The following is an 8,203-nucleotide window of genomic DNA, read 5'->3' as shown; positions in this document are numbered from 1 at the left end:
GCCCCGTTGGTTCTTCAGGGCAGGAAATCCATACGATAGGCATAAATAACAACGGCTTGACGACATTCCTGTCGCCAAGCCGTGAAAAAGAGAGTGGGGCCGACCTCTTGCGAGTGACGCAAGAACTTACATATTAGCCGACTATAAGGGCCGAGAGCTCGGCAGTCTTTGCCTTCATCAAACCTTCATCGGCCCGCGTCTCGACATTCAGCCGAAGCAAGGGCTCGGTGTTGGACGACCGGAGATTGAAGCGCCAGGTGTCGAATGCTGCGCTGACGCCGTCGACATGATCGACGCGCGGAGCTTCCCGCTTGTAAAAATCCATGACACGCGCGACAGCCGCCTTCGCGTCATCCACGACGAAGTTGATTTCGCCACTGCAAGGATAGGCCGCCATGCGCTCGGCCAGCATTCCGGCAAGGCTGTTGCCGGTTCTGGAAAGGCGCTCCGCGACCAGCAGCCAGGGGATCATTCCCGAGTCGCAATAGGCGAACTCCCGGAAATAGTGGTGAGCACTCATTTCGCCGCCGTACACGGCATCTTCGGCGCGCATGCGCTCTTTGATGAACGCGTGACCCGTCTTGCTCTCGATTGGTACGCCGCCGGCTGACTTCACCATGTCGATGGTGTTCCAGGTCAGGCGTGGGTCATGGATGATCTTCGCACCCGCGTGCCGCTCGAGCATTTGAGCCGCCAGCAGGCCCACGATGTAATAGCCCTCGATGAACTGACCCATTGCGTCGAACAGGAAGCAGCGATCGAAGTCGCCGTCCCAGGCGATGCCAAAATCGGCACCGTGAGCGATAACGGCCTTGGCGGTAGCGTCGCGGTTCTCCGGCAGCAAGGGATTGGGAATCCCGTTCGGGAAGCTACCGTCGGGTTCGTGGTGCACTCGAACGAACTCGAACGGCAAGTGGGCTTCTAGCAGGTCGATGACGCCGCCAGCGCCGCCATTGCCCGCATTCACGACGACCTTCAATGGACGAAGGCCGCTCGTTTCGACGTAGCCGAGAAGGTGCGATATATAGGCCGCCTTATCGTGTTCGTGGGAAACGGTGCCGCGTTTTTCGACGGCCTCGCCGAATCCATTGTCTTCGACCATGCGCTCGATCTCACGCAGACCCGTGTCACCACTGATCGGACGCGACCCTTCGCGAACCAGCTTCATGCCGTTGTAGTCGATAGGGTTGTGGCTCGCCGTTACCATGATGCCGCCGGCGACCTGCCGATGGAACGTCTGGAAATAAACCTCCTCCGTTCCGCACAGCCCGATGTCGATGGCGTCGCGCCCTTCGTCATTGAGGCCCTGCACGATCGCCTTGGCGAACGCAGGGCTATCTCGGCGGATGTCGTAGCCCACCACCACGGCGCCCTCGCCGATCGTTCGCGCAAAGGCGCGACCGAGCCGGTAGGCGATGTCTTCATTCAGCTCGTCGGGAACGCGACCGCGAATGTCATAAGCCTTGAAACACTTCATGGCGGCGCTCTCCTGAAAACCTTCATTCTCGACCACCGGGCGTTTAGTCTCAAGACGCCGATGGCGGCAACATCGTCGCGCGAATCCAATGGAAGACGGCCGTCTTCTCGCGGGAGATAAAGTCTCTGCGTTCGGTCGGCACGGCACCGGCTTCCCTGATCTCGCGATCGTAGAGGGTCTCACTGGCAGCATCCCAATAAACGAGTCGAATCTCGGTGATGCCGTCGCGTTTGAGGCGCGTGATCGTGTTCGGCCCGATGTCAACGGTGTAACGCACGCGATTGCCGGTGAGAAAGCAGAATGGCGCAGAAAAACCCCACTCAGGGAAGATGTATGCCACGTTCGCCGGCGCCTGACGTGCCTCGATCGCGAGCTGCGTCAGCATGTCACTACTGCGCCCGCGCCCGCCTGTCGCAACCAGTTCCTCGTGAAAATCCACCTGCTGGGCAAGGTTTCCCGAAATGACCACTGCGATGGATGCCAAAACAACAATTCGCGCGCGCTGAACGGATGGATCGAAGAACGCCAACAGCCTGCGCAGGCTTAGTGCCAGCAGTAGATAGACGAACGGCACCAAGACACTGAAGTGGTGTACCCAGAGACGCTGGCCGAATAACAAGGCGACGGCGATAAAAGAAAGCGGCATCAGGGCGGCCAACGCCTGGAGCAAACGCCCGTTCTTTTTCGTCAGGTCGACTAGCCCGGAAATAAGAAGCAACGCGATACTGAAAGAGAGGATCCATGCCTTCCCGTCCGCCCATAATGTGGGCGTCGATACACCGAAGATCATGCGTTCGTTTCCTGCGTCGCTCGTCGCCAGCCGGACGAGGTCCCACGCGTATGACAGGCGACTGACCGATGCATCGCCCGGATCGAATGGCTTAAGGTCACCCAGCATTCCCCGGACGAACTCGAGTGTCGGCCCTATCCCGTGTTTCTTGGCGAGCAGGGACAAGTACCCAAGGAGGAACGGCGAAACGCCGACAGCCGTGCCCAATACCCAACGACTCCATTGCCGACGAGGGGTGGATACCAACACAAAGAGCATCATTGCCGGGGCGAAAAAAGCGAGCACGAAGTAACCGTAGCTTGCGAGCCCGAAGAAAAAGCCCGACCAGAATACGCGTCGCCGGACGATCCGCGACGTGTCATCTGGTGGGAGCGCCAGCAGCATCGCCACGAATAACCAGGCAGCCCCGCCGACTACGATATAGAACTGTGTCCGGAATGAAGCGGTAAAGGCCAACTCCGTAGCCAAGCCAAGACTGGCAAGCATCGCCAATCCGGCTGAGCCGGTAAGCCTTCGACTCAGATGGAACATGGCTAGAAGCAGGATAGCGCCGAAGACCGCCTGCTCGAGGCGCAACGAGGTTACGCTGAACCCTCCAATGGCGWAGAACGGCAGACCGAGGTAAGCATTCTGGAGCCCATGGTAAAAGCTACCCAAAATAGGAAATATCTTGGAAGGAATGCCTGTACTGGGATTGTTGCCAGGGTGCAGCCACTGCGCCGCCATGAAATCGGGGTTCACCCCGTCCATGTAGATTCCCGGGAGATCCGAGTGCATGAGGATCAAGCCAAGAAACGCGAGCGTCGGCAACAGCCACGAAACGCGCGCGAGCGGTGCCTCTTTCCAGTAAGTCAACCCTGTCTCCCGATTCCACCCCCAAGCGGCGGCGTCCATCCGCAAGATTATACAATTATCGGATCCAACCCTTCGGCATGGCCGCGGGCTACAAATGAAAGGACCAGCAACGCATGGACAACGATGACGCATTCCACGACCACAGGGTCGCCGTGCTCATTCCCTGTTTCAACGAGGCGCTCGCGATCGCCAAGGTCGTTCAGGATTTTCGCGCTGCCCTGCCCTTCGCCCACATTTACGTCTTTGACAACGCGTCGACGGACCGCACCGTCGAGGTCGCGCGGAGCGCTGGCGCTTCCGTGCGCTCGGTTGGCCTGCGTGGCAAGGGTAACGTAGTGAGGCGGATGTTCGCGGACATCGACGCGGACCTTTATGTACTTGTCGACGGCGATGCAACTTACGACGCCTCGAGCGCACCCCATATGGTCGGGCGACTCCTTCAAGGCGGCGCCGATATGGTGGTAGGCGTTCGCAAGGACGACAACGTCGCGGGCGCATATCGCAGCGGACATCGCCTCGGCAACCGGATGCTCACTGGATGTGTGGCTCTCATCTTTGGTGGCAAGTTCACCGACATGCTTTCGGGCTACCGAGTCTTCACGCGCCGCTACGTCAAGTCGTTTCCGGCACTGTCGGTCGGTTTCGAGACAGAGACAGAATTGACGGTGCACGCGCTCGAGCTGCGCATGCCCTGGAGCGAAATGGACACGCCGTATGCATCGCGGCCCGAGGGCTCCGAGAGCAAACTATCCACTTATAGGGATGGATACCGGATCCTCCGAATGATCCTCCGCCTCTTCATCGCTGAGAGACCCATGCAGTTCTTCGGGACGATAGCGTTGGTCGCCTTCGCAGCGGGTGTCGCCATCGCCCTTCCCCTGCTCGGCACATACCTGACGACGCACGAAGTGCCGAGACTGCCAACCGCACTGCTTTCGACGGGACTGGCGCTTATCGCGGCGCTGGCCCTTGTCTGCGGTGTCGTCATGGACGCCGTTACGCGGGGACGCCGGGAAATGAAGCGCCTGTTCTATCTTGGCATTCCCGCCCCGTCAGGCGTAGTCGGAGAATCGTCGACGTAACCAATCACTTTCGCAGGTGTTCCCACGACAATCGCGCGTGCCGGTACATCGCTTGTCACCACGGCGCCTGCACCAATCATCGCCCGCTCGCCAATCTGAAGGCCCGGCAGGATCGTCGCCCCGCCGCCGATCGATGCGCCCCGCCGCACAAGAGTGTGCGGAAACGCACCCGAATGAACGCCCGACCGGGGCATCCTGTCGTTCGTGAATGTCACGTTCGGTCCGACGAAAACGTCGTCCTCCAGCCGGAGTCCGTCCCACAATTGCACACCGCTCTTGACGGTAACCCGATTCCCAACGACGACATCGTTTTCGATGAAGCAGTGCGCGCAGATGTTGCAGTCTTCACCGACACTCGCCCCGGGCAGAATCACGACGAACTGCCAGACTCGCGTACGGGCGCCGACGTTCGTTGACTGAACGTCGGAGAGGGCGTGAAGGCTTGCCTGGTCAGTCACATGCTTACCCCGAAGACTTTTATTCCACCGTTACCGATTTAGCCAGATTCCGCGGCTGATCTACATCTGTTCCCCGTTGCACCGCAACGTGATAGGCCAACAGCTGTAGCGGAATTGTGAACACGGCAGGCGCAATCAGATCGCCACCGCCATCCACACGCACCATGGCCACGTGCTCAGTGCCGTCGTCCATCTCGGCGCGCTCATCCGCAAAGACAATCAACTCGCCGCCGCGGGCACGCACTTCCTGCAGGTTCGACTTCAGCTTGTCGAGCAACGGGCCATTCGGCGCCACCGCCACGATGGGCATGTTCTCGTCGACCAGGGCCAGCGGACCGTGCTTCAGTTCACCGGCGGGATACGCCTCGGCGTGGATGTACGAGATTTCCTTGAGCTTGAGCGAGCCTTCCAGCGCCACGGGGAACTGCGCGCCGCGCCCGAGGAACAGGGCGTGCTGCTTGTTGATGAAGTGGTCGGCGATCTTGAGGATCTCCGGCTCGATCTTCAGCGCGTTCTCGATATAACGCGGCAGCGACTGGAGCTCCTTGCAGTGCTCGAGGTACTTCGCGTTATCCAGGCCGCGACGGCGGCCGAGGTCCAGCGCCAGCAACGCGAACGCGGTGAGCTGAGTGGTGAAGGCCTTGGTCGAGGCGACGCCGATCTCCGGACCCGCGCGTGTCATCAGGCGCAGGTCGGATTCACGGACGACAGACGACTCCGGCACGTTGCAGATGGCAAACGTGGCCAGGTAACCGCGGCGGCGCGACTCACGCATGGCGGCCAGCGTGTCGGCGGTTTCACCCGACTGCGACACCGCGACGAAGAGCGTGTTTTCCGGCACGACGACGTCGCGGTAGCGGTACTCGCTGGCTACTTCGACGACGACAGGAATGCGTGCAAACTGCTCGATCCAGTACTTCGCCACCATGCCGGCGTGATAGCTGGTGCCGCAGGCCACGATGTGGATGGCGCGCGTTTTCTCGAGGATCGGGTCGGCGTCGATACCGAAGATGTTCGGCAGGATGCCATGCGGACCGATGCGACCCTCGAGCGTGTCGGCGACGGCGCGCGGCTGCTCGAAGATCTCCTTCTGCATGTAGTGGCGGTACTCGCCACGTTCCACGGAGTCGGCGCTGATTTCGCTCTCGTGCGCCGTGCGGTCGACACGCTGGCCGTCCAGGCCGAAGACTTCGACAGTGTCGCGCGTGATTTCGACGACGTCGTCTTCCTCGAGGTACATCATCCGGTTGGTGACCTTGATCAACGCCTGCGCGTCCGATCCAAGGAAGTGCTCACCAATGCCGATACCGACCAGCAGCGGGCAGCCACGGCGAGCGCCAACGATGCGCTCGGGCTCGTCCAGGCTCATCACGGCGATGGCATACGCGCCTTCGAGTTCGCGCACGGCGGCGGTGACGGCTTCGCGCAACGACTTGCCGGCCTGTACGTGCTCGTCGATCACCGCGCCCATCACCTCGGTATCCGTCTCCGAGTGGAAGGTGCGGCCTTTGGCCCTGAGCCCGTCGCGTAGGGATGCGTAGTTTTCGATGATGCCGTTATGCACGATGGCGATACGACCCTGCACGTGCGGGTGCGCATTCGCCTCGCTGGGAACGCCGTGCGTCGCCCATCGCGTATGCGCAATACCCGTGCCGCCCGGCACCGGATCGGCGTCGTAGAGGGCTTCCATCTCGCGAACCTTACCCTTCGCACGGACCCGGCGGATCTCACCGCCATCGGCGATGGCCATGCCAGCCGAGTCGTAGCCGCGGTATTCCAGGGCCTTCAGACCGGCAATGAGGATCGGCGCGATATCACGCTGCGCAACAGCGGCAACAATTCCACACATGAGTCGTGATCCTTCTTAATTGACTTTGCGGCGCAGGTAATTGAGCAGGTCGATCCGGGTGATCAGTCCGAGGAACTGTTCGCCGTCGACCACGATGGCGACGTGGCCCTTCTCGAACACGGGCAATAGTGCATCGATCGGTTCGCGGACCTGGAGCATTTCCGGCGAAGCCATCATGGCCGTGGAGACGGGATCTCGGAACCGGGTTTCGTCCGAATGCACGTGCATTAGCACGTCGGACTCGTCGAGGATGCCGACGATACGCTCGCTCTCCATCACCGGCAGCTGCGAGACGTCGTACAGCTTCATGCGGTTATAGGCGGTGACCAGCATGTCGTCCGGCTTGATCACCACCGTGTCGCGTTGCGCATAGGGCCGCAGGATGAGATCGCGCAGGTCGCCGTAGCGTTCGCGCTCGAGAAAGCCGTTGTCGAGCATCCAGTAGTCGTTGTACATCTTCGACAGGTACTTGTTGCCGGTGTCGCAGACCAGGGTGACGACACGCTTGGGTTCGGTCTGCTCGCGGCAGTACTTCAACGCGGCGGCCAGCAGGGTGCCCGTGGACGAACCACCGAGAACGCCCTCCTTCGCCAGCAGTTCGCGAGCGGCGAGGAAGCTTTCCTTGTCGCTGATGGCGAAAGCCTTCTCGACCATGGAGAAGTCGCTGATGGAGGGCAGGAAATCCTCGCCGATGCCTTCGACCATCCAGCTGCCGGACTTCTCCGACAACACGCCGTCATTGATGTACTCGGCGAGGATCGAGCCAACGGGGTCGGCCAGCACGATACGCGTATGCGGCGAATGCTTCCGCAGGTAGGCGGTGAGGCCGCTCATCGTGCCCGACGAGCCGCAGCCGACGACGATCGCGTCGACCTTGCCGTCCATCTGCTCGAGGATTTCCGGGCCGGTGGTCTGCTCATGCGCCAGCGGGTTGTCCGGGTTGCCGAACTGGTTGATGAAGTACGCCCCCGGGGTCTCGCGAGCGATCCGCTCGGCCATATCTTGGTAGTACTCGGGGTGGCCCTTGGCCACGTCCGAACGGGTAAGCACGACCTCGGCACCCATGGCCTTGAGGTTGAAGATCTTCTCGCGGCTCATCTTGTCGGGCACGACGAGGACCAGGCGATAACCCTTCTGCTGCGCGACCAGCGCGAGGCCCAGGCCGGTATTGCCCGCCGTGCCTTCCACGAGGGTGTCGCCCGGCTTGATCTTTCCGGCGCGCTCGGCGCCTTCGATCATCGACATACCGATGCGGTCCTTCACCGAGCCGCCCGGGTTGGCGCTTTCCAGCTTCAGGAAGAGCTCGCAACGGCCAGTATCCAGACGCTGGGCGCGCACCATGGGGGTGTGGCCGATCAGATCGAGGACGCTGTCATGAACACTCATTGGAACTCCGTCTTTTTCCGGGCACGGTCCCTACGACCCCACCCTCTGGGCGCACATGATAAAGCGTGGCGCCCTGAACCGATGCCCGGCTTCTCGGCCGATCCAAAACGGTGTAGGGAACGACCATAAAAAAACGGGCACGTTCCCGTGCCCGTTCTCTGGAATTTGTGAACCCGATGACGGGGTCAGTGTCGTGATTGCTGCCAGCTGTCCCACATTCGCTGGAGCTTCTCCTTTGCCTGCAGCTTTTCTTTCTTGAGTCCCGCCAGGCTTTGATCGTCCATGGGCAGACAGCCGATGTTGGCG

General features: G+C 61.1%; 7 protein-coding genes. 1 reads left to right on the top strand and 6 read right to left on the bottom strand.

The genetic code is table 11. The features are described from left to right. Positions 1-133 precede the first annotated feature (133 nt). Together AC1DSN_RS14695 and AC1DSN_RS14690 are read right to left on the bottom strand one after the other, a co-directional pair. Positions 134-1,477, bottom strand: a complete 1,344-nt coding sequence (locus AC1DSN_RS14695; RefSeq protein WP_477298485.1) for a phosphohexomutase domain-containing protein — start codon at positions 1,475-1,477, stop codon at positions 134-136. A gap of 49 nt (positions 1,478-1,526) precedes the next feature. Beyond that, on the bottom strand, positions 1,527-3,122 hold the full coding sequence (locus tag AC1DSN_RS14690) for a glycosyltransferase family 39 protein (protein ID WP_477331334.1): 1,596 nt from the start codon (positions 3,120-3,122) through the stop codon (positions 1,527-1,529). Positions 3,123-3,235: 113 nt separating this feature from the next. On the opposite strand from AC1DSN_RS14690, the gene AC1DSN_RS14685 reads away from it, so the two are divergent. After that, the gene (locus AC1DSN_RS14685; protein WP_477331332.1) at positions 3,236-4,204 is read left to right on the top strand and encodes a glycosyltransferase family 2 protein; all 969 of its coding nucleotides are present in this window, start codon (positions 3,236-3,238) and stop codon (positions 4,202-4,204) included. Here AC1DSN_RS14685 and AC1DSN_RS14680 read toward each other — a convergent pair. The 4 genes from AC1DSN_RS14680 to AC1DSN_RS14665 all read right to left on the bottom strand — a co-directional run. Further along, the gene (locus AC1DSN_RS14680) at positions 4,153-4,662 is read right to left on the bottom strand and encodes an acyltransferase (protein WP_477298034.1); all 510 of its coding nucleotides are present in this window, start codon (positions 4,660-4,662) and stop codon (positions 4,153-4,155) included. The genes AC1DSN_RS14685 and AC1DSN_RS14680 overlap by 52 nt on opposite strands. A 19-nt stretch (positions 4,663-4,681) precedes the next feature. After that, on the bottom strand, positions 4,682-6,511 hold the full coding sequence (gene glmS / locus AC1DSN_RS14675) for a glutamine--fructose-6-phosphate transaminase (isomerizing) (RefSeq protein WP_063573020.1): 1,830 nt from the start codon (positions 6,509-6,511) through the stop codon (positions 4,682-4,684). A gap of 15 nt (positions 6,512-6,526) precedes the next feature. Further along, complete coding sequence (locus AC1DSN_RS14670; protein ID WP_213949624.1) at positions 6,527-7,897, bottom strand: pyridoxal-phosphate dependent enzyme; 1,371 nt, start codon at positions 7,895-7,897, stop codon at positions 6,527-6,529. A 185-nt stretch (positions 7,898-8,082) separates the two neighbouring features. Beyond that, a partial coding sequence (locus tag AC1DSN_RS14665) for a DUF465 domain-containing protein (protein ID WP_477331336.1) occupies positions 8,083-8,203 on the bottom strand: 121 nt, incomplete at its 5' end.

This window comes from Luteibacter sp. P4_D7_3 (assembly GCF_056401735.1).
Note: the sequence above shows the minus strand (reverse complement) of the source record. Positions and strands in the feature narration are given on the sequence as shown.